The following is a 22,505-nucleotide window of genomic DNA, read 5'->3' as shown; positions in this document are numbered from 1 at the left end:
TGAGTGGAGGAAATGCAGTTATAGCAATGCCTTACGAGCTTAAAGACGATACATAATGCTATCGTTTCAGAAGCTATCGAGGCTACAGCCCATGCCCGAGACCTCCCCCTCCCGGTGATCTCGCGCAGGCCGAGTTCCAAAACGATCCGCCGCGCCGCCTACGGCCTCACTTCGAGCGTTTTCGCCACCATCCCGGCCGACACCAACGGTTTTGCCATCACAAGCTCGACCAGCTCCGGTAGTTTTGAACATGTTCGTCTTCCCGACAATTTGCGTTCGATCATCGCCAAGCGAGCGCCAACCGGTCATGCTCTTTCATGCCGAACTCGGCCGCCGCCAACAATCCATGCGCGAACTCTATCGCGCCGTCATTCGCCTGGGCGAAACCTTCGACGACAAGACCCTCCTTTCCTGGGTACAGGGCGAGCGCGTTCCACGATCGGTTGCGAACATCTGGATCCTGTCACGCATCGAGCAGCGATACCGCCTGTCGGCCGGATACTTCAAGGCGAAGCTGCAGCACCAATCCCGTTCTCTCTACGGCCATGAATTGGGTGACATCAGCCACGCAGAGCGGCGGCGCATCGCATGGAATCCGCAGGACGATTTCAGCAGCCTGCCCTTCGCCAAGCGGGAGGAGATCCTAGAATGTGTGCGCCGGGTCATCATCTCGGGCTCGACAGACTATCGGCGCTACCAGGCCGCAGCGGTCAAGCAGCGTTACGCCATCCGCTTTCCAGGCATCACCTATGACGGTGGATCGCTGTCGCCTCGATCGCAATGCCTGGCGAACAGCGCAAACCAGAATGCTAAGGAAACGTTCGAAGATCCTGATCTTCTGTCAGGCGTCGTCGACGCGCCGCTGCGGTTGGCCATAGAAATGACTGATCTGATCCGCTTCAAGACCTCGACGCTGACGGCGATCTTCTTTCAGAGGAACGGGGTATGGGGAGAGGAAACAGCGTCGCAGAAGATCGAGCATCTCGGCTTGATGTTCTGCGCTCTTGCGCATTGAACGGCGCGGAAGTTTTAGGCCCAATCCGTTTGGCGAGACAGTCCTGTAGCTCTTTGTCATAGACAACAACGAACTGAAACCTGTGCTCGATAACATTATGGTCGCAGGGCACCAGGGTGAATGGGATACCAATTGCGCTGGGGAATTCCGGACGATCGAGCGCTCGCTCGCCATGGGGCGCCTTGAATCAAACCGCTATCCCGATATCCTCGTGTCGGAGAAGAAAATGAAGACTATCAGGACGTTGGGCCGGGATGGAGAGTGTGTGGACGATAAAGACGCGATCACAACTGCCCGTCGTCTGCTCGTCGAGGGGACTGCTTATCAGGTGCCGGAAACCCTCAAACGAATCGACTAAAAGCACTTCTGGTCGCAAAATCACCGAGCCGATATGTGCAGTTTATCGTCAAGCTTCGCACTGAAACCGCACCACCCATCCTCATGCAATATCGTCCAATAATGTTGCATTATCGGACGTCTTACTGTTTATATAGAAAATGGCCCAAATCATCGAGCAAAACAGCGCAAATCACGTCGAGCACACCCTAGCGCCATCTCTCAGCACAGCCTCCGGCGGTGATGTTTCCGCGCCGGAGGTGTCGGGCGACAGCCCCCTCCCCTCCCTCGTCGGCGGGGATCAGACGCCAGCCCATCTCGCAGGCCTTGCTGATCGCGCCCGGGGTTACGTCGAAGCTGCCAGTTCCGCCAATACCCGCAAGGCCTATGCCTCAGACTGGAAACACTTTACCGCCTGGTGCCGGCGGTCCAATCTGTCTCCCCTCCCCCCGCACCCGCAAACCGTCGGGCTCTACATCACAGCCTGCGCTTCCGGCAGTGCCATTGGCACGGCTGCGCGGGGCGACAAGGCCAGCTCCGTCTCGACCATCGAACGGCGCCTCTCCTCCCTCAGCTGGAACTATGCCCAGCGCGGCCTCGCGCTTGATCGCAAAGACAGGCACATTGCGACGGTCATGGCCGGCATCCGCAACAGTCATGCAAAGCCGCCGGTCCAGAAAGAAGCGGTGTTGGCGGAGGATATCATCGCTATGGTCGAGACACTGGAGCGCGGTACCCTGCGCGGCCTGCGCGACCGCGCCATGTTGCTGATCGGGTTTGCCGGTGGCCTTCGCCGCTCCGAAATCGTCGGTCTTGATCTGAAGGCGGAGCAAACCGAAGACGGCCGCGGTTGGATCGAGATCCTCGATAAGGGTATGCTTGTCACCCTGCGCGGTAAAACGGGCTGGCGGGAGGTCGAAATTGGCCGTGGCTCGTCAAACTCCACGTGTCCGATTGTGGCCGTCGAAACCTGGATCAAGTTCGCCAAGCTGGCGCATGGCCCTCTGTTTCGCCGTGTGACCAGGCAAGGCAAAGCCATCGGGTCGGAGCGACTGAACGACAAGGAAGTCGCCCGGCTGGTGAAGCGGACTGCGATGGCGGCCGGTGTTCGCGGCGATCTCAGCGAGATCGAGCGCGCGTTTAGGTTCTCCGGCCACTCGCTGCGGGCGGGTCTCGCATCCTCGGCTGACGTTGACGAACGCTACGTCCAGAAACAGCTCGGCCACGCCTCCGCGGAGATGACCCGCAGATATCAGAGACGACGGGATCGGTTCCGGGTCAATTTGACGAAAGCTGCAGGTTTGTGACGCCTCAGCGATCAGTCAGCGACAGCACCGGACGTGTGGGGGGAATTCCTAAGCGGAAACATATCCTCGCCGTAGTGATGAAGGCGCGTATGGTGTTGACGGCATAACCATCTTACACGCAGAGGTTCGTCGTATTGATCATGATGGGCATCAACCGCTTCGACGCCGCATACCTCACAACTCTCCTTATCGAGGTCGCCGGCGTTAACAGCCCGCTGCACTGCAAGGTGTGCTTCGTATTTCCCGGGGTTGGCACGCCGCCATTTGGCTTGGCGTGTATCGGTTTTGAGCATTGTCTCGTTCGCCTTGTCGGATCCGCTGTTTGAACCATGACAAGATTAACACAATTTCGCTGATCATACATAAATGCAAAAAGCCCATTGCCGGATCACAGCAACGAGCTTTTTGTTTGGGAGGCATTCCGACTGGATCATCGCTTTGAACCATTCGCTCGTTTTAACCTGCTATGGTTAATAGAGGGTTAATAGAGGAGCGTGTCCAGCCGGGTTCTTAAGTTTTGCCTTAGCCGCCCTCGCGTATCTCGGCTTACCGCCTGATCGAAGCCCGGCCTCCAAGGGATCGGCTAAGCCCTATAGGGCCTGGCCCATGCACATCAAAGTTGGCCCCTTCCCTCTGGCCGTCACTGTTCTGGCGCGCAGATCAATGGCCGTAGCTCCTGCACGATCACACCGGCACCTGGCGAAACCATGGCCCCGGTCCAGTTGTCGGAAAACGTCCCTCCCCCGTCGGCGGCCGAAAGCCAAACCACTTCGTTGGTTGCCAGCTCAATTTTCACTTCGCTGCCGATCGGACTGCCCGCAACCGTCTGGACGTAGTGACGCTTGATGGGACGGCTTCGACCCGTTTGATCGACAAGACTGTTTTCCGGGTAGTTCAGTTTTATCCTTCCTCGATCCGGGTGCGAGGAGCAGTCAGTTGATCGTTCACAGCGAATGATCGACGAAAATGTGCATGTCCATAGCAAGCCGTTTCGCCACATGGGATTATCCGCGGCGTTAGCCGTTGTTGTCGCTAGCACCAGGACGGCGATAAGCGGGTGCTTTGAGGCCACGGTTACTCCCATCATTGTCCGGATGAATCTCATCCGCAGCGGACAGATGACAGAAGTAATTATAGTTTTCTAAAACCGCAAGGCGCGATGGCTGATCAATCGACCTTGGCTTCGGATTTTTGCCCCATCATCAGCACCTGCAACGGAATTTTGAGGTTGGTGCTGATCCGCGTGATGACCTGCAGCGATGGGTTGGCGGAACCGTCGAGGATCTGCAGATAGTAAGGCGACGTGATCTCGCACAAGCTCGCCATTTCCTTTTTATTGAGGCCGCGCTTCTCCCGCTCGCGCTCCATGGTCATCGCCATGTTTCGCAGGATCATCGTTCCCAGGTCAGTATCGGTCTTCTTACGCTTGCTCGTTGCCATAGGATTAATTATATTTAATTTTCTATTGTGTGATGTGAGAGGTGCCCACGTTGGTCAAAGTCAAACGAATGAACGTCGTCGTTGGAATTCTTCTGTCTGTATGGGCAACTGTGCCCGTTGCTCCGGCAGTGGCGAGCGAATGGGGCTGCGAAGTGCTGCTGTGCGCAGCGTCGTCCAACCCCTCTTGGCGCGGCGTCGCTTCCTGCCATCCGCCGATGACGCGGCTGATCTCGGCGATGAAGAAGCCCGGTTTCGATTGGCCAACCTGCCCGGCAGCCGGCACAGGCTCCCCTGGCTTTGAACGCTATGCTGCATGTCCAAAGGGTTATCAGGCAGGGAGTCGGCATAACAGGAACGGTTTTGGCGGAGAGCAAAACTTCTGCATCAAGACAGTCAATGTGTGCCAGGGCAGGACGCACGGCTTCTATAACTCTGATCGACAGCAAGGTTGCATACAAACGGTCTCCATATCCCGACCGCTCAAGTCAGAGCCCTATTTCTTTGACATCAAGAATGAAACCTCAGGTCAAACCGAGCGGCATTGGTTCGAGCTCCACAAATAAACGCATTTTTCCGGTTAAGGAAGGTTTAAATCGATGCGACACGTTAATCGTCATACTATTCTCGGCCACGTTGGGAACCTGGTGGAACTCAAAAATGTGCTGAAGGTCAACATTGCCGCGAACCGTGAGTGGCAAGCTGATGGGGAGAAGAAGACCGCTACCGATTGGGTCCAGGTCACCATTCTCGACAAGAAACAGGGTGAATGGATCACACAGAACGTCGGTTCCGGCGATCTCGTCTATGTCGAATCGCGGATATCCAATTCCAGCTACGAGCGCGACGGCGAACAGGTCTACACCACAGACGTTATCGCTCAGCTGTTCAACCTTGTTGCCAAGAAGGGCGCCTGAGCCGCCTTCGCCTGTTGGGCCATCGTGCGTTCCGGCCGCCCGCGCTCTATGCCGATGGCACGAAGCCGCCGGCGGCCGTCTTCGCCGATGCCGGTGACGATCGCTTGTCCGATCGGTCGCTTCGCACCCGAAATTGAGGCCCGTTCGGGCCGCATGTCTCTTGCGCCACATGCCATCGTCCCCCAGGCCGGTCAAGCGGCCCGTGAAGTCGGGTCATCTTCCGCGCCAGCCCGCCTTTGGTCGGGCCCGAGAAGATGCCCCGCCTTCCGCGCCACGCCACTTGACAGTCCCGTTTGCCGCCGTGGGGCGGGCTATCGCCCTCCCCCTCTGTCCGGGGGAATGTCAGAGGCCATTCTCCCGGAAAGACCGGGGAGGCTTCGCCCGACAGGGCTCCCCTTCGGGAAACGGAAATTTAGGAGACAGACCCATGAGCATTTACACCCAGACCGCCCGCTTCGATACCGGCCGCGCCATGACCGAGACCAAGATGCGCCAGATCGCGCCATCCATCTTTGCCGTCAGCGCCCATGAGAGCCGGTCGGAACGTTTTAAGCCGATCCCGACTATCGAGGTTTTGCGCGGCCTCATGAAAGAGGGTTTCATGCCGGTTGGCGCCAAGCAATCGAATAGCCGCATCGAGGGCAAGGCGGATTTTACCAAGCATCTTATTCGCATGCGCCGGATCGACGATGGCAAAGTCTATAATGTCGGCGATACCGTCTGCGAAATCCTGCTGAAAAACGCCAATGACGGGAGCAGCGCCTATGAACTGATGGCCGGTTTGTTCCGCGTCCGATGCCTCAATTCCTTGGTCACCCAAACCGGCACAATCGACGCCATCAAGGTCCGCCATTCCGGCGACGTGCAGCACAAGGTCATCGAAGGCACCTACCGCGTGCTGGGCGAGGCCGAACGCACGCTTGCCGCTCCGCAGGACTGGGCGACCCTCAGGCTCAATCGTGAGGAATCCAATATTCTCGCCGATGCCGCCCATCTGCTGCGGTTTGGCGACAACGAAGGCGAGACGAAGACGCCAATCAAAGCCGAGCAGCTGCTGCTTCCCCGCCGCCATGATGATCGCGCAGAGGATCTTTGGACGGTCTGGAACGTGGTTCAGGAAAACGCCATCAAGGGCGGATTGCGGGGCGTCGGCCGAGACGATCTCGGCAGGCCGCGCCGTATGAAGTCTCGCGGCGTCAATGGCATCGATCAGGATATCAAGTTGAACAAGGCGCTTTGGCTTCTGGGCGAACGGATGGCAGCGCTGAAGGCTTGAACCCCTTGCCGAGTAAGGCGTCGTCGGTAACGGCGGCACTTTGCCCTTCCCTCCTTTGGACGCCGTGGTAGCTGTCCCTTGCCGCTATCGAAGCGGCGGGTCAGCTTCGAGGGGTGCCCCAAAGCCCCACCCCTCGCACTCCCTTCCCGCCCGTCGGCGCGAAATGGCTTGCCAAATTGCTTTTGAACACAAGCCTTGAATTTCAGTTATTGCAGTTAATTGCTGCGACCTCTATATTGACCGCACAGGAGATCAAGCTATGGCCAGCCACGTCGTGAAATTTGTCGGTCTGTCGGACCGTGACCGGAGACAAGTTGCGACCCTGCCGAAACTGGCGGCAGGCGATCGCATTGAACTGCATGTCCGACGCCGCGACGGTGTCGACCAAACATTGGCGCTGCCACTGGCTGCAGCCGTTGCCATCGAGACATTGATTAATCGGCTGTCGCGTGGGGAAAATGTCGCTCTCCTCACCGAGGATCAGGAGTTGAGCCCGTCAGATGCATCCGAGATCCTCGGGATTTCCCGACCTCTTGTCGTGCTTCGCATGGACCGGGGTGATCTGCCCTTTCGCTACGTGGGCAAGCACCGCCGCGCGTTGCTGAGAGACGTCCTAACACTCAAATCCAAACTGGACGCCCGTCAAAAGGCTCTTGAGGCGCTGGCAGACGATACAGAGGACTTGATCGGCACCCATGGCCTCTAGACCGCTTGTCGCGGTCCTTGATGCCTGCGTTCTCTATCCCTTCCATCTTCGCAACCTCCTTGTTCAGGCCGCTTTCGACGGTCTTTTCGATGCGCACTGGTCCGACGACATTCACGCAGAGTGGATACGCAATCTCGCCGCAAACGCTCCGCATGTCACGGTGGATCGACTTGAGGTCACGCGCGACCGGATGAAGGATGTTTTGCCGCAAGCCGATGTCCGTGGTTACCAATCTCTCATTCCCGAACTGGATTTGCCCGATCCGGATGACCGGCACGTCCTGGCGGCCGCCATAACCGGAAAAGCAACACTGATCGTCAGTTGGAATATTAAGGATTTTCCTATCGAAAATCTCCGATCGCATGGCGTGGCTTGCATCACGCCCGATGCTTTTCTGGTCGAGCTTTACGGGCAGTTTCCCGAGGCACTGATCGACAGTGTCGCTCGTGCCCGAGGCAATCTTCGCAAATCGTTGCCTTCAAGCGAAGATTTTGTTGGAGCTGTGGAACGCCAGGGTCTTGCGGCTTTTGCCGCAATCCTCCGCCAGAATGCGACAAGGATCGATTGATCGGTTGCTCCACAGCGACGTAGCCGGCACGGATAAAAAACCAGTGGTCTGGGCTTTGAGCGCTGATAGCTTCGCGGGGTACGGCCAAGCCCCACACTCTCGCATTTCCTTCCGGCCCACCGGGCTTGCTCGTCATTATATGCGCTCGTTGCAAGCGAGGTGTGTTCCCCTCCCCTGTCCTGGATCCAGGGCTGAGGGCACTCACAGCTATCGTGGAGTTCATTATGCGGTATTGTTCGACCGTTTTCCAGCCGCAGCGCCGTCAGACGGCGCGCCCGCGGCCGGAGCGAGCCGCAAGGACGAGCGCAGCCAAGCGGAGGAAACCCGCGCTCCCACATAGCGCCGTAGGGTTTTCCGGAGCTTGGTGGAAAACGGTCGTTTTTGGCGTTTGTTTTTTTTGCTTGTTTCTGGCCCATGCAAACGGTGCGCAGCGTGCGGCGGTAGTCGATCCCGCCTCCCCTTCGGGCCACTATGTTGAGGCTCCTGCGGCTGCCTTTTCCCGCTCACTGCGCGTCGAGAATTCCCGAAATCCCGCCCGGGAGCGGCGCTATGCTGATTTCTCCGATACTCTTCATTTTTCGCTGATCGTGCCTTGGTCGTTGGCACTCGCACCGGCACGAACGCCGGCAAGGTCCCCTCCCTTCCCGCCCCTCACGGCATAGCCGCTGGGACGGGTTAACTCGTTTCTCTGCGTTACGCGTCCAACCAGTTTTCGAGCTTCAGTCCGGTATACGCCAGGAAGTCGCGCGTGTTGTTGGTCACCAACACTGTGTTGAGGGCGATTGCATGCGACGCGATCAGTTTATCGAGATGATCTTTCTTCCGGTCTCTTGTCGCCATTCGAACCGGACCATAGGCACGCGCTGCGGCAATCCCAAACGGCTCTACCGTGATCAGTTCGGCCAGGGCTGCGAGATTATCAAGTTCCCGTGCGGGATCATCGGATGCGGATACACCATACTCGAGTTCGGCGAAGGTGATGGCCGACATGACCACGTCTCCCACATAGCAACTGGCAAAGCGGCGGGCGACCTGCTCCGGCTGGTTTTTCATCAGGTAGATGCACATATTCGTATCGAGCATGTAGCGCGCCATCAGATCTTATCCCGCTCGTCTTGCTCATGGGACCCTCTTCCGTCACGCATAAAATCCGGAGAGAAGCGGGCGAATACATCCAGAACGCCGGCCAGGGAGCGATGCACAGGACGGATGCGAAGCTCGTCGCCGACGCGCTCGATTTCCAACTCGACATCGGTCCGGTCGAAAGCAAGCTCGGCCGGGATACGCACGGCCTGCGAATTTCCGTTTTTGAAAGCTTTCGTGATGTGCATAGCGCTCATCCTTGTGTGTACGTGGATGTACCATACTCCATTATTTGAAATATGTACATCCTTGGTGTGTACATATGGTGCTGTGTTTGCGATCCTGCTAGTGTGCCGGGTCACGTGGTGCTCACCCGACGGAATTATGCGTTGAGATCTGCGGCTGCGATCGAAGAGACGCAACTCACTGATAAAGCGTCGCGCCGTGTTCGGGCCCATCAAACCCCATGTAACTGGATTCCACATTCGAGAAACGATCTCTTGCAAGACTCGTCCAGGCCGACTGGCGAGATATTGAGAGCGCGACCTCGCGCTCACATCTGCAAGGAGCATCTGCAGGAGCGTATGCGTGTCTTCTCCTTGACATGCCGCTCTTACGATAGGTCGGTGCTCGCGCCAATGGGCAAGCGCGCCAGGGCGCTGTCGGCCGTGGAGAAAAAACGGCTTTCACCGCCAGAGCGCCGAACCTTCCGTTTTTTCTCCCCGTCCGACCCATGACCCGATCCCCGCCCTACCGGGAGCGGGCTTACGCCCCCTCCCTTCGTTCCGAGGAACGTGTGAGCACGTCCTTCGGACCAAAGGAAGAAGGCTTCGCCCACTGCGGGTTCGAAACCCTAAGGAAACGGGACATCAGGAGATCATACCATGACGACGACCATCATCATCGAATTGAACAAGCTGGACGCAGACCCCAAGAACGTCCGCAAGACCTATTCCACCGAGAGCATTGCGGCGCTTGCCGCATCGATCAAGGTCAACGGCGTTCTACAAAACCTTGTCGTGCGGACCGCAGAAAAGAAGGGACGGTATTTCGTCACGGCCGGAGAGCGCCGCAGACGGGCATTGTTGCTGCTGTTGGAGCAGGGCGAAATTCAGAAGAACCACGCGGTCGAGTGCAAAGTGCGCGATGGTGACGACGCTACCGAAATCAGCCTGACGGAAAATGTCATGCGCGAAGATATGCACCCGGTGGATGCTTACGAGGCCTTCAGCGCTTGGCGGATCAGGGCAAGGCGATCCCTGACTTTGCCGCCCGTTTTGGAACCACGGAAATCATCGTGCGCCGCCGTCTGGCGTTGGCGAAGGTCTCACCCAAACTGTTGGACCTCTACTGCAAGGAGGAGATGACCTTCGAGCAACTTTCCGCCTTCACGGTTTCCGACGACCATGAGCGACAGGAACAGGTTTGGAATGGCCTATCCACATGGGATCGTCATGCAAGCCGGATCAAGTCGAACCTGTTGACGGACGAGGTTGCCAGCACGGACCGGCGGGTGAAATTCGTCGGGGGGCTGGATGCCTATGAGCAGGTAGGCGGAACCGTTCGCCGCGATCTGTTTGACGCGGACGGCGGAGGTTATGCGCTTGATGTCGCATTGCTCGACAGGCTCGTATCCGAGAAGCTGGAAGAAGCAACGGTGCCATATCGTCAGCAAGGCTGGAAATGGGTGGAAGCGACTTCCGAACGCCCGGAATGGATGTTCAATGTACCGCGTGCCTATCCGGTGGAGGTCGAGCTTTCTGACGAAGTTCAAGCTGAATACGACGCGCTTTGCCAAGAGCATGACGAATTGGCAGAAATGATCAACAACGAGGCTCAGGAGGAGGGCGCACACGAGCGCGTTGATGCGATCAACCGGCGGCTGGACGAGATTTCCGAAAGCAAGGAAACATATTTGGCCGAAGACAAGGCGAGAAGCGGCATCGTGCTGTATGTCAACTATCACGGCAAGCTGGAAGCGGCGATCGGCATCATCAGGAATGAGGACGAGGCCGCAGACGCGGACGAAGGCGAAAACGGGAACGCCCCCGCAAGCGTTAAAGCAAAGGATAACACCTCGAAGCTTACCCACCCGGCAACCCTGATTGAGGATTTGACGGCACAGAAGACCGCAGCGCTTCGCGTCGAGCTGGTCCACAATCCCGATGTGGCGCTTGCCGCCGTCGTTCACGCCATGCTGCTGCGTGTTGCTTACACCAGCTATGTGTCCGAGCAAAGCGCCCTGCAAGTGTCGCTGACTTATGAGCGCGTCGAAGGGTCGATAAAATCGCCGGAAAAGTGCAGGGCCGTTGCCGATTTCGACAGCGTACAGGAAAACTACGGGCATAAAATCCCCGGAAACCCTGCCGACCTGTTCGAGTGGTGCCTTGCACAGAGCCGCGAAGAACTGCTGCTCCTGCTGGCCTATGCGGCAGCCCACTCCGTCAACGCCGTGGAGAAGAAATTCACTGACCGCCGATCTGGTATCGAGCAGGCAAACCAGCTTGGTCGTGCGCTCAATGTGCGGATGACGGATTGGTTCGAGACGACCGCCGACAGCTATTTTAATCACATCAATCGGCAAAGCATTGCTCTCGCTGTGGCGGAAGCCAAGGGCGAAGACGCAAGCCTATCCGTGAAGGCAGCGGGTAAGAAGACAGAGGCCGTGCTGATCGCGGACAGGCTGATTGTGGGTACCGGCTGGCTCCCGGCTCCAATCCGCATTGCATTCGACCCGAGCGCCGAGGTGCACGTCGAGATCGACGACGACGAGGCCCAGTCCCTGCCGATGGCAGCGGAATAACCCCGCCGATGCTATCCAGCCGGTCGCGCTTCTTCCGCGCGGTCGGCCCCTGTTTAAAACAGAGCCACCTATTTGACCTACCCTACACACATTTCCGCCCGCGAGCGCGGTCCAGGGCATCGAACCCCGGCCCGCGCTTTGCTTCGCAAGCAGTATCCGCGGCGCTGGAATCACGCGGGCGCCTGTCTCGCGCGAGCGTTTATTTCCGGTACGACATTGGCTGGATGAGGCCGCATGTGATCGGGCGCGGATGATGTTGCTTGTTGTCGGACCCGTCAGCAACGGCTTTTCCCTTAAATGCGAAAGGAACAATCTTCATCCCGCGTACTGTGATCGTGCCCGCAACCGCGCGCAGCTGTAAATCGCTAGCGCAATCAGTGTTCCTGTCCTGAAGACCTGCGATCTTGTCAGGGGAGGCTCTCGAGATGGCATGGTGGTGGAGCCGATCTCGATGTTTCGATGTGCTCGCTGCGTGATCGGTCTTCCTCCCAGATGCAGTCAGTTCCGTATGAGCCCCAGCTCTCGGCGAATGTCGTTGCGAGGATGCCGATGGTTCGTCCGCTAAGTGGTGTTTAATCGCCTCGTCGATGTCAGGTAGATGCGTCTGGCGTCGATGAGTGGCGATGCCGGCTTCGGTGAAACGGGCGGCGTTATATCCGGAGACGTCTGCGCTGATCTCCTTTGTATGCGATGCCTTCAGATGGATCACTAAGGCCGGTCGTCACGCCCGCAACCCTCGATCGGAACGATTTTCCCCGATCGTACAGATCTCCTCGCGCTGCAAAATCGTCCCGCTCTCAGGTGCTGCGACCCTTCGGGTGCGGCCGTTCCTGTTCCCGCCCTTTTGTCGTGTCCATCGGCAACGCTAACAAAGGAGATACAGCAATGTCCGACCTCGTAAACTTCATCCGCTTCACCGAAACCGGCCTCTCGGGCAACATCGCATCCATGGCTTACGACATCGATTTGACCGGCGAAGAAATCAGCAGCACCAACCCGAAAGCGCCCGTTTATCGCATCCTTGCCAAGACCCCTAGGGGACGCTCCGTAGAAATCGGCGGCATCTGGAAGAAGATCAATCAGAACGGCAGTGACTACTACACCCTCTCGGTCAATACCGGATACGGACGCCTTAATGCCAATCTCGGGCGCTTCCCGGGCCAAGACGACGATCTGATGGCCGTCATTCCCTGGGATTGATCCAGCAAGGTACGGCCCAAGTGCGGGGCCGTACCTGAACGATCGCCTGAGTCATCGACCCTGTGGGGCAGACATGCAGAACGGTGCTACGCTGTGGCCCCGGTGTCGAAAGCTTGTGGTGGCGCTGGTGGAGCTCGGGGTGGCAAACCTTCGCGCGGTAGTATGGAACTGGCTGCAATCCGTTGAATTGCCGCAAGAGACGGTTTTCATGCAGCTCATTTGTTCCAAAAGCGAAGGGTGCTCAAGCGCTGCTCTCTCGCTTCCCCGCTCGCCAAAGTGGGAACTACAGGTCGCGCTGAACTTTACAACTGTAAAGTCCTGCGCCGGCGACCGGTGATGTTAACTTTTCATTAACGAAAAACCACTTGAAGAATCGGAGTCTCTCTGGCATTTCTGACGGTAAGGGTCTCGTATCGGGACCATAACCGTCAAGGGGATTTAATGCTTTACTCGGCTTCTCATAACGTCAGAGATACCGCATCGAAGATCCAGGCGTACACGTCGAAGCTTTCGGCGGAGCTTCAAGATATGCGCGAAGCAGTCTATCCGCCAGCCGCACGAAAAACATTCGCGAGAACATTCTCGACCCTCGATCTGGTACGATTGCTGGGAGTACCTGAAAGCACTCTCCGGCAACTAACGATCGAAGGGAAGGGACCTGTACCCGAGCGCGCCGAGAACAATCGGCGCACTTATACGGTAGACCAGGTGAAAGAGCTGCGCTCGTTTCTCGCTACCCTTCGTCCGGATGATGCCGGTGAGCTTTTGCCGTACCGCCGTAAGGGCGAGAAGCTGCAGGTCATCGCCACCGCGAATTTCAAAGGGGGAAGTTCGAAGACGACGACCTCGATGCATCTGGCCCATTTCCTCGGCTTGCAGGGCTACAGGGTGTTGTGCATGGATCTGGATCCACAAGCGTCCATGACGGCGCTTTTTGGTATCCAACCGGAATTTGATCTCGGGGAAAATGAGACTGCTTATGCGGCGATACGCTATGACAACGAGCGCCGAGCCTTGGCAGATGTCATTCGACCCACTTATTTCCCAGGCGTCGATCTGGTGCCAGGAAACCTCGAACTCATGGACTTCGAGTTTGACACCCCTTCCTACCTTACACAGAGGAACAGGGACGACCTCGGTCTCTTTTTCGAACGGCTAAGCAATGCGCTGGCGCGTGTGGAAGATCGTTATGACATCGTCATTCTCGACACACCGCCATCACTTGGCTATTCGACACTCGCAGCACTGTATGCAGCGACGTCGCTGATCGTGACGGTTCATCCAGCCATGCTCGACGTGGCGTCTTGCAATCAATTCCTGATCATGATTTCCGATCTTTCCGAGACGCTGGGCCAGTTCGGCGCCCAGTTTGAGCATGATTTTTTCCGGTTCCTTCTGACACGTGTGAATCCGAACGACGGACCGCAGAAGTACATGTCTGGAGTCATGCGACGTCTTTTTGGTGATGACGTACTCGTGGCGGAGGCTCTGGAGTCGACTGCTATTGCTGGCGCAGCCGTCGCTAAAAAAACGCTTTACGAGCTTGAAGTCGGCGAGGTTGGTCGGGAGGCGCTGAAGCGAGCGATCGAAAGCGCGGATCGTGTTAACTTCGAGATCCTTCACCTGATCCACAAGGTTTGGGGGCGTAGCGCATGAAAAAGAGCATACTTCAAAGAATGGCAGCGGATGCCGAAATCCGCGGTGATACGGCCCAAGTCCCTGAGGCGCTGGACAAGGCTCTACCTTCGCGACGCCACTCGTCGCCGGTCATTTCAAACGTGGGAAGAGTGCTCTCGCAGTTGACCGAGGACAGCATTATTTCCCTCGATCCCACGAAAGTGGAGCGCTCTCCTTACAAGGATCGCTTCGAAAATGACGAAGAGGCTGACAAAGAACTTGAGGCGCTGAAGTTATCGATTGCAAGCGAAGGGCAGAAAATACCAATCCTTGTCCGGCCGCATCCAACGAAGAGCGATCATTATCAGCTGGCTTACGGGTACCGTCGCTGGGCAGCTGTCAAGGCGATCATGGCGGACGCCGAAAGACCGGAGGCCGTTAAGATCAAGGCATACGTCCGTGATCTTACAGATCGTCAGCTTATTGAGGAGCAGTCTCTCGAAAACGGCGTTAGAGAGAACCTCACCTGGATTGAGCAGGCAATGTGGGCCGTGCAGCTAAAAAGCGCAGGACTCTCTCATCGTGCGATATGCCCCATCCTTGGTTTGTCTGAGGCGGCTATTTCGCACCTGTTCCGGGTCACCGACATCGTTCCTGAAGATATTGTCTACTCTATTGGTCGTGCAAAAGGCGTGGGCCGCCCCAAGTGGACTGCATTTGCGGACCTCTTGAAAAGTTTGAACAAGGCCGAGGCTGTGCGCCGGATTGTTAAAACACCAGAGTTTAAGCAAGCAGATGGAGCGGAGCGGATCGCGCAGGCAATCAGAGCTGCAAGTGAGATATCTAAGCACGGCGAAGGGAAGGCACAGGATGAGATCCGCGACTTCGCTCTTAACCAAAGAGTTTTTGGGCGTATGAAGTCTACGTCTTCTGGGACGACCGTGATCATTCCCAAAAAAGAGGCAGCATTTGCGCGCTGGCTGGCGGATCGAATGCCGGATCTGATGCGCGAATATCAATCGGCCGACCCTGCGCAATAGGGCGGGGGGTCACAGCAAGAGTTAAGCAAGGTCGAAGGAGAGACAACCGCAAAAGAAAAAGGCCCCCAAACGTTTCCGTCGTGGAAGCCTTCCTCACATGTAGCAATCTGAGAATCGCATTTTCACGAATCACAGTCAAGAGTCTTTGGCATCGTTTTGGTGAGCGGATTTCTTTTGCCTTTTGAGAGGTGAAGAAAATGCAGAGTGGAAGTGTGACGACGCCCTTTGGGCGGCGGCCGATGACGCTTGCCTTGGTCAAAGGTCAGCTGGACACAACTGAGCGTAGCGAGAGCAAGCCCGTAGATAAGTGGAAAGTCTTCCGGGATCTCTGTGAGGCGAAGGACGTCTTTGGCCTTCAGGACCGATCTCTCGCAGTGCTGCACGCGTTGCTGAGCTTCTATCCGGATACTGAGCTCTCGGACGACAATGGTCTTGTCGTATTCCCGTCGAACACGCAGCTGTCGATCCGGGCGCACGGCATCGCCGGCACAACACTGCGGCGCCATCTCGGTGTGCTCGTTGAGGCTGGTCTGATCCAGCGCCGCGATAGCCCGAACGGAAAACGTTATGCGCATCGGAGCAGGGGAGGGGACATCGAGGACGCGTTCGGCTTCAACCTGGCACCGTTGCGTGCGCGTGCTGCCGAGCTGGCTGGTCTTGCCCAGCAAGTTGCTGAAGAGCGCGTGCGGTTCAAGCGTGCCAAGGAAGCTTTGACGCTTTGCCGGCGCGATGTGCGAAAGCTGATTTCCGCTGCCATGGAAGAGGGCGCTGACGGCGATTGGGCAGAGATCGAGGCGATGTATGTCGGGCTTATTGCGCGCCTCCCGCGCGCTCCGAGGCGCCACGATGTTGATGCCGTGCTCGAAGACATGCGAATGCTTCGTGAGGAAATCGTCAACGTCCTGGAAATTCAGCTAAAAGCAGAAAAAACCGACGGCAATGCTATCCAAGACGGATGTCACATACAGAATTCAAATCCCGAATCCATCTATGAACTTGAACCTAGCTCTGACAAAGAGCAGGGCGAAACGCCGGAGCTCAAACCGAAACGGGTGACCGAGCCGCTGAAGGCGTTCCCGTTGAGCATGGTGTTGAGGGCATGCCCGCAAATGGCGGATTACGCCCCAGGCGGCCGGATAGACCATTGGCGTGACTTGATGTCGGCTGCCATTGTGGTCCGGTCGATGCTCGGCGTCAGTCCTTCGGCCTACCAAGAGGCCTGCGAAATAATGGGGGCCGAAAATGCGGCAGTCGCAATTGCCTGCATCCTTGAGCGGGCAGGGCATATCACCTCGGCCGGCGGCTACTTGCGTGACTTGACCCGAAAGTCGGCGCGCGGCGAGTTCGGTCTCGGGCCGATGCTGATGGCGGCGATCAGGGCGAATGCCGGGGATGAGAAGCGGAGCGCATGATGAGCCCCGCGTCCACCTGGTCAGGAAATGTCGGGGATTCGGTCTGCGATCTTTTCGAGATAGTCGTCGATCGCCTCTTCGATATAAGCGTTGAACTTGCGGCGCTCTATTGCGGCAAGGATCTTCAGCGTCTTGTGAACGTCGGCGCGGATATGAATACCGGTGGTTACTTTTTCTGTGTCTCGGAAGCGTTTGCCGGCGATCGGATCGCGGCTTTCGCCCTTGGCGACCATGTCGCGAAGCTGATGACGGCTAATCGGCGGCTTGTTAGTCGAGGCTTGATGGACGTCTTCGGTTTGCGGAGGAGGGGAGGCGGTCTGCTTTTCCCGCACGGATAGCTTTTGCCGGTTGGTCGAAATCAGCCCGAGAACAAGGTTCTTGCTGTCTGGTCCGTCACTCATGCCTGAACTCCCTCGGCGGTGGATCTGTAAAGGGTTAGGATTTCGCCAAGCAGCGTTTCCATCTCGGCAATGGCTTTCGGGTCGGGCGTTGCAACGGTCTGGAGCGTGCCGGCGGCGCCCATCGATTGATAGCAAGCACGACGGGCAATGGGCTGCGAGGCAAGCGCAACGCCACTTTCCCGTAAGATTTCGCGAAGCGGTGCATTCGCCTTAGCGCGTCCGGTGACGAGATCGTGTTGGTTGATGACGATCAGAGCGGGAAGTTTGCGCTTTTGATCGTCTTCGACGACGGGAATGTGATTGAGCGCCAGTTGCATCCCGGCGACCACGTCGTCCTGGGTGGTTTGAAGGGGAATGAGGACGACGTCGGCGCAATAGAGACCCGCGAAGAGATTTTCATTTGTCGTCCCTTCGATGTCGACAAAGACGATCTTGCCCTCGCGCTGTCGATCCAACGCCATTTTGTAGATGCGATCCGGATCCAGGCAGCTTTCCGCCTCAAGCCTATCGGGCCAGACGTCCATGTGCTTCGACATCGTCACCCATCGCATTGTGTTGGCACGGCTGTCAGCGTCGATGAGAAACACGTTGTTTCCGGCATGGGCAGCTGTTCCCGACAGCGCCCGCACGAGGGTGGTTTTTCCGGTCCCGCCTTTTGGGTTCGCAATGGTGACGATCATGGAAGCTCCTTTCGTTCGAAAAAAAACTATAATTAACTGCGCTGGCCCCTTCTGGCAACGCTTCAGTTGCCCGTTGCTAATTGGCCGGTGACGATTGATGATCGACAATTGCCAGCTGTTCAACATCAACGGGCAACGACCCATTGATGATTGCCCGTAAGCAGTTGTTGACGCATTAATTGATGATTAACAACGGTTATCTGTTCATTGCCATGCACTAACGACCACTGTTCAATTAACAATGGGCAATTGCCAACATTTCAATTACCCATTGCCGGTCGCCGGCCATAAACGGCATGTGGGTCTCACCCGCGAGTGTGAGTTGACAGTGCAAATAGAAAACTATAATTAATTCTCTGTGGCAGGATAGTCAAGTTTGTGGTACAAACTCGACGCCCCGCCGCCGGCGATGCTGGTGTTCGCGCCAGATGGCGCTCTGTGGCGCCTCCGGCACCCATGGCAATGAAGAGGAAGTGATGCGAAGCGAGGTGGTCAGGGTCCGCATGAAGCCGGAAGAGCGGCAAGCGCTCGCGGCGCTGTGTGGAGAAACACGGACCGCAAGTGACGTCATCCGGCTGCTGTTCCGCGATCAAGCCGGTCTTCCGTTGCCTGTCGGACCGGTCGAAGCCGACCATCTGCGGGGCACGAACGAAGAACTGCGTCGGGTCGGTATTAATCTCAACCAGGCTGTTAGGGCCATGAACGAAGGCCGGGTCGGCTATGAACCGCATCTGGATGCAGCGTTGCGAAAGCTTCTGGACGCTGTGTTTCGGCTGAGGGCCGACGTCGATCTGATGCTGCGGATCAGCCGGCAAGAGCGCAGAGGAGGCGGACATGGCCTATGAGTGGGCAAGCCTCCTAGGTGAAATCGATACCTATTCGGCGCGCCGGGCCGTTTCGCTGCTGGACGACGATGATAAGCGACGCCCGGGACGGGCGAGTGGTCCGGTCGCGCCCGGTGATCGCGCTGGGAAGCGGTATCTGCCAACAGGGCTTGCAGCCAGGGCCGCGACGATCTCCGTTCCATCGGGGGAACAGACTATCGCCTCCATCCTGCAGCCAGCGCGCTCCTCTCAGCAGGACGTCATCGCGCTCGTCGGTGTGTTGGCGTCACCCAGGGGTCCGGAAGAGGACGACGAACTGCGCAGGGGCGGAGGAGGGGGCGGTAGCGCCGCACGTCAAGCCAACCCCATCGCCACTCGGCGTTTGTTGCAAGACAAGGCATCGTCGGAGGTTGCCAGCCGGGCGGCGCTTGCTGCCGGTGCCCAGCCGGTTGTGATTAAAGTCACGTCGACAGTTTCCAGCCGCGCTTCCGCCGCGGGCCTGCTCACCTATCTTGGAACGCGGGAGATCGAAAAAGAAGACGGGCGAAAGGAGAGGGTTGACGTTTCTGTCATTGATCAAGACGGGATCGCCATCGCAAGCAGGGAGGAGCGCGCGGCCGTTCTAGCTGACTGGATCGCTGAGTTCCGAAAGCCCTATGCTGTAAACGCGGTGGTGAGCATCTCCATTAAGTTCGCCGAACCCGTTGGAGACGACGATCTTCATGAGGCACTGAACGCCGCCTTCGGCTCAAAGCCGTTCCTTTATTCCCGTCGCCCCGACGGCGAGATTTCTGTCTATGCGGTCACGGACCTGCCGGCGGGAAAACTGGCTGTCGCTATGAAAGCCCGTGAGAAGGGCGACGGTTCGGTGCGGTTGGCGGAAACTGCCGAAGCGGATCTTGCGGCTCGGTTGGCGGACGCGGGCAGACGGGCGGAGGTTCGCGTTCTTGGGGCTGCCACTTCGGAAAAGTCGGGCCGCTATTTCCTCGAAAAGTTTCTTCGTGGCGAAAGACCGGTCACCTCGAGTGCGGGCGAAGCGGTAAAGCACGAAACGTCTATCAAGAACGCAGCAGATGGCATTTGGCAGAGCTGGTCTGAACATATTCGCACCGTAGAGCCGCGCAATGCCTTTCACGTCATTTTTTCCGCCCGGGCGGGGACGGATGCGGAGGCGATGAACCGGGCCGTGCGCGATTTTCTAAGCGAGCAAGTCGCAGGGCACCGGTGGGTCACGGCGCATCATCCGGAAACCGGGCATGTGCACGTCCATGCGATGATTTCCGCCCGCGATGATGTTGGCAAAGCGCTGCGGTTGATCAAGCCCGAGCTTTATCAATGGCGAGAGCGGTTCGCGGCAAAGGCGCGTGAGCATGGGATCGCAATGGTGGCGACCCGCCGGGCCGACGTCGCGGCAACGCGGCCGTACAGCCAGGCGCAGGCCGGCGCCTATCAACGTGGTCTTAATGATCCGCATTATCTCAAGACATCCGCACTCATTAGGCGCGTCGAGCGAAAGCAGGCCGGTGTCGCTGACCGCTCCTCGCTCGCAGACGGCGGGCTTGCGATGGCCCAGCAATGGCGAGCGACTGTGGACGCGTTGAAAAAGGTGGGTGCGAAATCCACAGTGATTGATGCTGCCGATCGGTTTGCCGCTGCGGCTTCGGCAAAAGCGCCGAAGCTTTCGCCACGCCCGATGAAAGGCTTCGTGCTTGTGGAGCTCAAGATCCACGGTGCCGATGACAGCGGCTCCGTGCCGAAGACTGTTCAACGTGCGCTGAACAGTGATGCTCGGTTCCTCTCGGTGCAAGGTCGCACCGTCCTCCTTCTTGCGCCGATCGATGCTAGCTTCAGCAAGATTGAGCGGGAGCTGAAGAGACAGAATAGGGTTGGCCGTGGCCCGGAAACCCTTGCCGTGGTCAAGAATATCGAGCGCCAGTTGTCTGGACACGGGCTCAGAGCCGCTGTTTCAGTCGAAGCGGCCGGCGCTGGCATGAACGGTTATCCGACGCCGTGGCTGCAGAGCCGCTTCGACAAATCCGCTCGGACGGCGACTTCGGAACCGGCCGCGCCGTTGGCGAAACTAATGACTTTGGTTTCAGACATTAAACATCGAAGGGAAAACACTATGCCGCTCTCGCTGGAACAGTTCGATGAACGCGTCGCACGCGCCAACAAATCCATGGACCGCCTTGACACGATGGTCAACAGTAGTGGCGAGCGCCAGGCGGTCGAGGAAATGCGGCGCGAGATTTCCGCGCTTTTTTTCCAACAGCGCCGAGACATCGAAATGCAGCAGATACCATCGGTGATGCATACTTCCGGAGGAGGGGGAACGTCGGCAGCTGCTCGAGCGGGCGACGGCCAAGATCAAAACCGGAAGCCGCCCGCAAGTGTGGATCCTGCGATCGCGGTCCAGCAAAACGCCATTGTTGCAGGTCGAGCGGCCCGGGCAGCACGCGAGCAGGCGGTGGACGCGAAAGGCGTGCAGGATGAACAGCATCGTGAGCGCATTCGTCCGACCGAGCATGAGCGTCACCGCGACAATGGACGCGATGAGTACGAGCGCTGACTATACTGGAGAGCACGCAGCGATATCTGCGTCACTTACACAGGCTGCTTTTAATCGGTCGAGGGGTGAGTTCCCATGCATTTTGCGCATCTCGAAGGTGAGACGACGGAGTTTCGTCGTCTGCGGTCGGCTTGAGCGGTCTAAAGATAATTGCCGAGAGATGCGGCAGCTTTGCGCCGTCGTGTCGGCCGTAGAGGTCATCATTTCCCTGGCCTGAAAGCGGACATCGCTCCGAAGCGGCGTCGCGTCACCGTTGGAGGGCTCGGCCGATGCTGAATGAGTGGGGAGTTCCGCTTATGCACCGTTGTTCTCTGTTTCCGCCGGAAGTTTGAGCTCAACCCAATCAGCGTATTTGACGACTGGACCGACAGAGCCCTGGCTGCGGAAGCCGAAATCTCAACTTGGACTTGATGAGGTGCCTTGTCGTCAATGTTGTAAATTTCGTGTTCGCGTTACGATTGAACGTATCCTATTCGAGGACAACGTTCTCCGGTACCGACGCAACGCCCCATTCGACCAACCGACTAGTCTTGATTGCCCCGTTATTATCAAAATCCCGTTTTTTCCTATCAGTATCAGGCACTGCGGAACTCCAATTAGGAGGAAGTTACGCAGCGACCATACGCCTCGTTCTCCTAATCCCCTATCAACCATTCAAGTTAGGCTGCGACCGGTATTCGCCGATGCGTCGGAGAGCTCAGCCAAAAATGAGTATTCGATTGATCGAAGACCTGTATGCAGGGATCAGCCGCCGCGACTGGTCGGCCGTCGAAGCGGCAGCGAACCGACTTCGCGACAAAGTTGGAAAGATCGTCAATCTCCTGGCAGGGTCAAGCATAGCCAGCTTGCCGAATGACTACCCACTTTCGACGCTGGCATCAGACGGCCTAACCCAAAATCCCGCACAGAAAGTGATGGCCGCTTCACAAGTGTAAGAGCCGTCATCGGCACAGCGCTTTGGGGACAACGCGTCATCCCTCGGTTCTCGCCACCAAACCTTGGCGACCGATCTTGAATAATCTTCCGGTTCCATTCAAAAGGCGCTGAGCCTCGTGCGATACCAAAGGCGCTCCCGATCTTCGAACCGCTAGCAGAACTCTTCTTCAGTCGTAGGCAAAGGCTAAACACGGACGCTGCATTTCGCAAGAAGGCACCCCCCGCGCCCATCCGCCACACCAAGCCCGAGGGCGCTTAGCGCGAGTATTTCAATCTCAGTTTCCGCTGGCAACCGACTGCCGACCGGTGACGCTGTCGATATGGATGACGAAAAAGACCGGCAACATCGTTTTGCCTGTTTCTGGAACCGTGCCCGGC

The 22,505-nt window shown here is 57.6% G+C and carries 23 protein-coding genes and 2 pseudogenes; 17 read left to right on the top strand and 8 right to left on the bottom strand.

Annotated features, from left to right (window positions below):
* Window positions 1-89: 89 nt before the first annotated feature.
* Window positions 90-352: pseudogene (locus ASD32_RS28830) on the bottom strand (helix-turn-helix domain-containing protein); the annotation flags it as partial.
* Here ASD32_RS28830 and ASD32_RS02445 point away from each other — a divergent pair.
* From ASD32_RS02445 to ASD32_RS02435, 3 genes and pseudogenes are all read left to right on the top strand, one after another.
* Window positions 353-1,009: pseudogene (locus ASD32_RS02445) on the top strand (hypothetical protein); the annotation flags it as partial.
* An 88-nt stretch (window positions 1,010-1,097) separates the two neighbouring features.
* Window positions 1,098-1,373, top strand: a complete 276-nt coding sequence (locus ASD32_RS02440) for a hypothetical protein (RefSeq protein WP_156383023.1) — start codon at window positions 1,098-1,100, stop codon at window positions 1,371-1,373.
* Between the two features lie 139 nt (window positions 1,374-1,512).
* On the top strand, window positions 1,513-2,658 hold the full coding sequence (locus ASD32_RS02435) for a site-specific integrase (RefSeq protein ID WP_060636318.1): 1,146 nt from the start codon (window positions 1,513-1,515) through the stop codon (window positions 2,656-2,658).
* Between the two features lie 11 nt (window positions 2,659-2,669).
* On the opposite strand, the gene ASD32_RS28825 is transcribed toward ASD32_RS02435, so the two are convergent.
* The 3 genes from ASD32_RS28825 to ASD32_RS02425 form a co-directional block, all read right to left on the bottom strand.
* The gene (locus ASD32_RS28825) at window positions 2,670-2,951 is read right to left on the bottom strand and encodes a hypothetical protein (RefSeq protein ID WP_082546609.1); all 282 of its coding nucleotides are present in this window, start codon (window positions 2,949-2,951) and stop codon (window positions 2,670-2,672) included.
* A 347-nt stretch (window positions 2,952-3,298) separates the two neighbouring features.
* Window positions 3,299-3,730: a hypothetical protein gene (locus ASD32_RS29365; RefSeq protein ID WP_156383022.1), complete on the bottom strand. Its 432-nt coding sequence runs from the start codon at window positions 3,728-3,730 to the stop codon at window positions 3,299-3,301.
* A 95-nt stretch (window positions 3,731-3,825) separates the two neighbouring features.
* The gene (locus ASD32_RS02425) at window positions 3,826-4,098 is read right to left on the bottom strand and encodes a helix-turn-helix transcriptional regulator (RefSeq protein WP_060636316.1); all 273 of its coding nucleotides are present in this window, start codon (window positions 4,096-4,098) and stop codon (window positions 3,826-3,828) included.
* A 68-nt stretch (window positions 4,099-4,166) separates the two neighbouring features.
* Between ASD32_RS02425 and ASD32_RS28820 the strand changes: the two genes are divergently transcribed.
* The 5 genes from ASD32_RS28820 (at window position 4,167) to ASD32_RS02405 (ending at window position 7,562) form a co-directional block, all read left to right on the top strand.
* On the top strand, window positions 4,167-4,661 hold the full coding sequence (locus ASD32_RS28820) for a hypothetical protein (RefSeq protein WP_082546608.1): 495 nt from the start codon (window positions 4,167-4,169) through the stop codon (window positions 4,659-4,661).
* 33 nt (window positions 4,662-4,694) lie between these two features.
* Window positions 4,695-5,012, top strand: coding sequence for a single-stranded DNA-binding protein (locus tag ASD32_RS02420; protein ID WP_060636315.1), 318 nt, complete (start codon window positions 4,695-4,697; stop codon window positions 5,010-5,012).
* Window positions 5,013-5,439: 427 nt separating this feature from the next.
* Window positions 5,440-6,288, top strand: coding sequence for a DUF932 domain-containing protein (locus ASD32_RS02415; protein ID WP_060636314.1), 849 nt, complete (start codon window positions 5,440-5,442; stop codon window positions 6,286-6,288).
* Window positions 6,289-6,547: 259 nt separating this feature from the next.
* Window positions 6,548-6,994, top strand: a complete 447-nt coding sequence (locus tag ASD32_RS02410) for a hypothetical protein (protein WP_060636313.1) — start codon at window positions 6,548-6,550, stop codon at window positions 6,992-6,994.
* The gene (locus ASD32_RS02405) at window positions 6,984-7,562 is read left to right on the top strand and encodes a PIN domain-containing protein (RefSeq protein WP_060636312.1); all 579 of its coding nucleotides are present in this window, start codon (window positions 6,984-6,986) and stop codon (window positions 7,560-7,562) included. Before ASD32_RS02410 ends, ASD32_RS02405 begins: the two co-directional genes overlap by 11 nt.
* Window positions 7,563-8,255: 693 nt before the next feature.
* Here ASD32_RS02405 and ASD32_RS02400 read toward each other — a convergent pair.
* Both ASD32_RS02400 and vapB read right to left on the bottom strand, forming a co-directional pair.
* Window positions 8,256-8,657, bottom strand: a complete 402-nt coding sequence (locus ASD32_RS02400; RefSeq protein WP_056319926.1) for a type II toxin-antitoxin system VapC family toxin — start codon at window positions 8,655-8,657, stop codon at window positions 8,256-8,258.
* Window positions 8,657-8,893, bottom strand: a complete 237-nt coding sequence (gene vapB / locus ASD32_RS02395; RefSeq protein WP_060636311.1) for a type II toxin-antitoxin system VapB family antitoxin — start codon at window positions 8,891-8,893, stop codon at window positions 8,657-8,659. The genes ASD32_RS02400 and vapB overlap by 1 nt, the downstream gene beginning before the upstream one ends.
* Window positions 8,894-9,529: 636 nt before the next feature.
* Between vapB and ASD32_RS30530 the strand changes: the two genes are divergently transcribed.
* The 6 genes from ASD32_RS30530 (at window position 9,530) to repC (ending at window position 16,717) form a co-directional block, all read left to right on the top strand.
* On the top strand, window positions 9,530-10,012 hold the full coding sequence (locus ASD32_RS30530) for a ParB/Srx family N-terminal domain-containing protein (RefSeq protein WP_244490078.1): 483 nt from the start codon (window positions 9,530-9,532) through the stop codon (window positions 10,010-10,012).
* On the top strand, window positions 9,943-11,448 hold the full coding sequence (locus ASD32_RS02390; protein ID WP_244490077.1) for a hypothetical protein: 1,506 nt from the start codon (window positions 9,943-9,945) through the stop codon (window positions 11,446-11,448). The genes ASD32_RS30530 and ASD32_RS02390 overlap by 70 nt, the downstream gene beginning before the upstream one ends.
* An 885-nt stretch (window positions 11,449-12,333) precedes the next feature.
* Window positions 12,334-12,648, top strand: coding sequence for a DUF736 family protein (locus ASD32_RS02385; RefSeq protein ID WP_060636310.1), 315 nt, complete (start codon window positions 12,334-12,336; stop codon window positions 12,646-12,648).
* A 441-nt stretch (window positions 12,649-13,089) separates the two neighbouring features.
* Entirely contained in the window at window positions 13,090-14,304 is a 1,215-nt protein-coding gene (gene repA, locus ASD32_RS02380; protein ID WP_060636309.1) for a plasmid partitioning protein RepA, read from the top strand.
* Complete coding sequence (gene repB / locus ASD32_RS02375) at window positions 14,301-15,305, top strand: plasmid partitioning protein RepB (protein WP_060636308.1); 1,005 nt, start codon at window positions 14,301-14,303, stop codon at window positions 15,303-15,305. Before repA ends, repB begins: the two co-directional genes overlap by 4 nt.
* Before the next feature lie 197 nt (window positions 15,306-15,502).
* Window positions 15,503-16,717 carry a plasmid replication protein RepC gene (repC, locus tag ASD32_RS02370; protein WP_060636307.1) on the top strand — a complete coding sequence of 405 codons (1,215 nt, stop codon included), beginning with the start codon at window positions 15,503-15,505 and terminating at the stop codon, window positions 16,715-16,717.
* 20 nt (window positions 16,718-16,737) lie between these two features.
* Here the strand turns inward: repC and ASD32_RS02365 are convergent, their stop codons facing one another.
* Window positions 16,738-17,118, bottom strand: a complete 381-nt coding sequence (locus ASD32_RS02365; protein WP_060636306.1) for a hypothetical protein — start codon at window positions 17,116-17,118, stop codon at window positions 16,738-16,740.
* The gene (locus ASD32_RS02360) at window positions 17,115-17,798 is read right to left on the bottom strand and encodes a ParA family protein (protein WP_060636305.1); all 684 of its coding nucleotides are present in this window, start codon (window positions 17,796-17,798) and stop codon (window positions 17,115-17,117) included. The genes ASD32_RS02365 and ASD32_RS02360 overlap by 4 nt, the downstream gene beginning before the upstream one ends.
* 428 nt (window positions 17,799-18,226) lie before the next feature.
* Between ASD32_RS02360 and ASD32_RS02355 the strand changes: the two genes are divergently transcribed.
* The 3 genes from ASD32_RS02355 to ASD32_RS02345 all read left to right on the top strand — a co-directional run bounded on the left by ASD32_RS02355 (window position 18,227) and on the right by ASD32_RS02345 (window position 22,126).
* On the top strand, window positions 18,227-18,643 hold the full coding sequence (locus tag ASD32_RS02355) for a hypothetical protein (protein ID WP_060636304.1): 417 nt from the start codon (window positions 18,227-18,229) through the stop codon (window positions 18,641-18,643).
* Window positions 18,633-21,191 carry a relaxase/mobilization nuclease domain-containing protein gene (locus ASD32_RS02350; RefSeq protein WP_060636303.1) on the top strand — a complete coding sequence of 853 codons (2,559 nt, stop codon included), beginning with the start codon at window positions 18,633-18,635 and terminating at the stop codon, window positions 21,189-21,191. Before ASD32_RS02355 ends, ASD32_RS02350 begins: the two co-directional genes overlap by 11 nt.
* 719 nt (window positions 21,192-21,910) lie before the next feature.
* Window positions 21,911-22,126: a hypothetical protein gene (locus tag ASD32_RS02345; protein WP_156383021.1), complete on the top strand. Its 216-nt coding sequence runs from the start codon at window positions 21,911-21,913 to the stop codon at window positions 22,124-22,126.
* The last annotated feature ends 379 nt before the right edge of the window (window positions 22,127-22,505 follow it).

This window comes from Rhizobium sp. Root483D2, assembly GCF_001426685.1.
Classification (GTDB): Bacteria; Pseudomonadota; Alphaproteobacteria; order Rhizobiales; family Rhizobiaceae; genus Pararhizobium; species Pararhizobium qamdonense.
The sequence above is the reverse complement of the archived record's forward strand: the minus strand, read 5'-3'. Positions and strand labels throughout refer to the sequence as shown.

Coding starts and splice junctions, on each gene's coding strand:
- ASD32_RS02435 (WP_060636318.1), top strand. CDS start 1,513: ATGGCCCAAATCATCGAGCAAAACAGCGCAAATCACGTCGAGCACACC.
- ASD32_RS28825 (WP_082546609.1), bottom strand. CDS start 2,951: ATGCTCAAAACCGATACACGCCAAGCCAAATGGCGGCGTGCCAACCCC.
- ASD32_RS02425 (WP_060636316.1), bottom strand. CDS start 4,098: ATGGCAACGAGCAAGCGTAAGAAGACCGATACTGACCTGGGAACGATG.
- ASD32_RS28820 (WP_082546608.1), top strand. CDS start 4,167: ATGAACGTCGTCGTTGGAATTCTTCTGTCTGTATGGGCAACTGTGCCC.
- ASD32_RS02420 (WP_060636315.1), top strand. CDS start 4,695: ATGCGACACGTTAATCGTCATACTATTCTCGGCCACGTTGGGAACCTG.
- ASD32_RS02415 (WP_060636314.1), top strand. CDS start 5,440: ATGAGCATTTACACCCAGACCGCCCGCTTCGATACCGGCCGCGCCATG.
- ASD32_RS02410 (WP_060636313.1), top strand. CDS start 6,548: ATGGCCAGCCACGTCGTGAAATTTGTCGGTCTGTCGGACCGTGACCGG.
- ASD32_RS02405 (WP_060636312.1), top strand. CDS start 6,984: ATGGCCTCTAGACCGCTTGTCGCGGTCCTTGATGCCTGCGTTCTCTAT.
- ASD32_RS02400 (WP_056319926.1), bottom strand. CDS start 8,657: ATGGCGCGCTACATGCTCGATACGAATATGTGCATCTACCTGATGAAA.
- vapB (WP_060636311.1), bottom strand. CDS start 8,893: ATGCACATCACGAAAGCTTTCAAAAACGGAAATTCGCAGGCCGTGCGT.
- ASD32_RS30530 (WP_244490078.1), top strand. CDS start 9,530: ATGACGACGACCATCATCATCGAATTGAACAAGCTGGACGCAGACCCC.
- ASD32_RS02385 (WP_060636310.1), top strand. CDS start 12,334: ATGTCCGACCTCGTAAACTTCATCCGCTTCACCGAAACCGGCCTCTCG.
- repA (WP_060636309.1), top strand. CDS start 13,090: ATGCTTTACTCGGCTTCTCATAACGTCAGAGATACCGCATCGAAGATC.
- repB (WP_060636308.1), top strand. CDS start 14,301: ATGAAAAAGAGCATACTTCAAAGAATGGCAGCGGATGCCGAAATCCGC.
- repC (WP_060636307.1), top strand. CDS start 15,503: ATGCAGAGTGGAAGTGTGACGACGCCCTTTGGGCGGCGGCCGATGACG.
- ASD32_RS02365 (WP_060636306.1), bottom strand. CDS start 17,118: ATGAGTGACGGACCAGACAGCAAGAACCTTGTTCTCGGGCTGATTTCG.
- ASD32_RS02360 (WP_060636305.1), bottom strand. CDS start 17,798: ATGATCGTCACCATTGCGAACCCAAAAGGCGGGACCGGAAAAACCACC.
- ASD32_RS02355 (WP_060636304.1), top strand. CDS start 18,227: ATGGCGCTCTGTGGCGCCTCCGGCACCCATGGCAATGAAGAGGAAGTG.
- ASD32_RS02350 (WP_060636303.1), top strand. CDS start 18,633: ATGGCCTATGAGTGGGCAAGCCTCCTAGGTGAAATCGATACCTATTCG.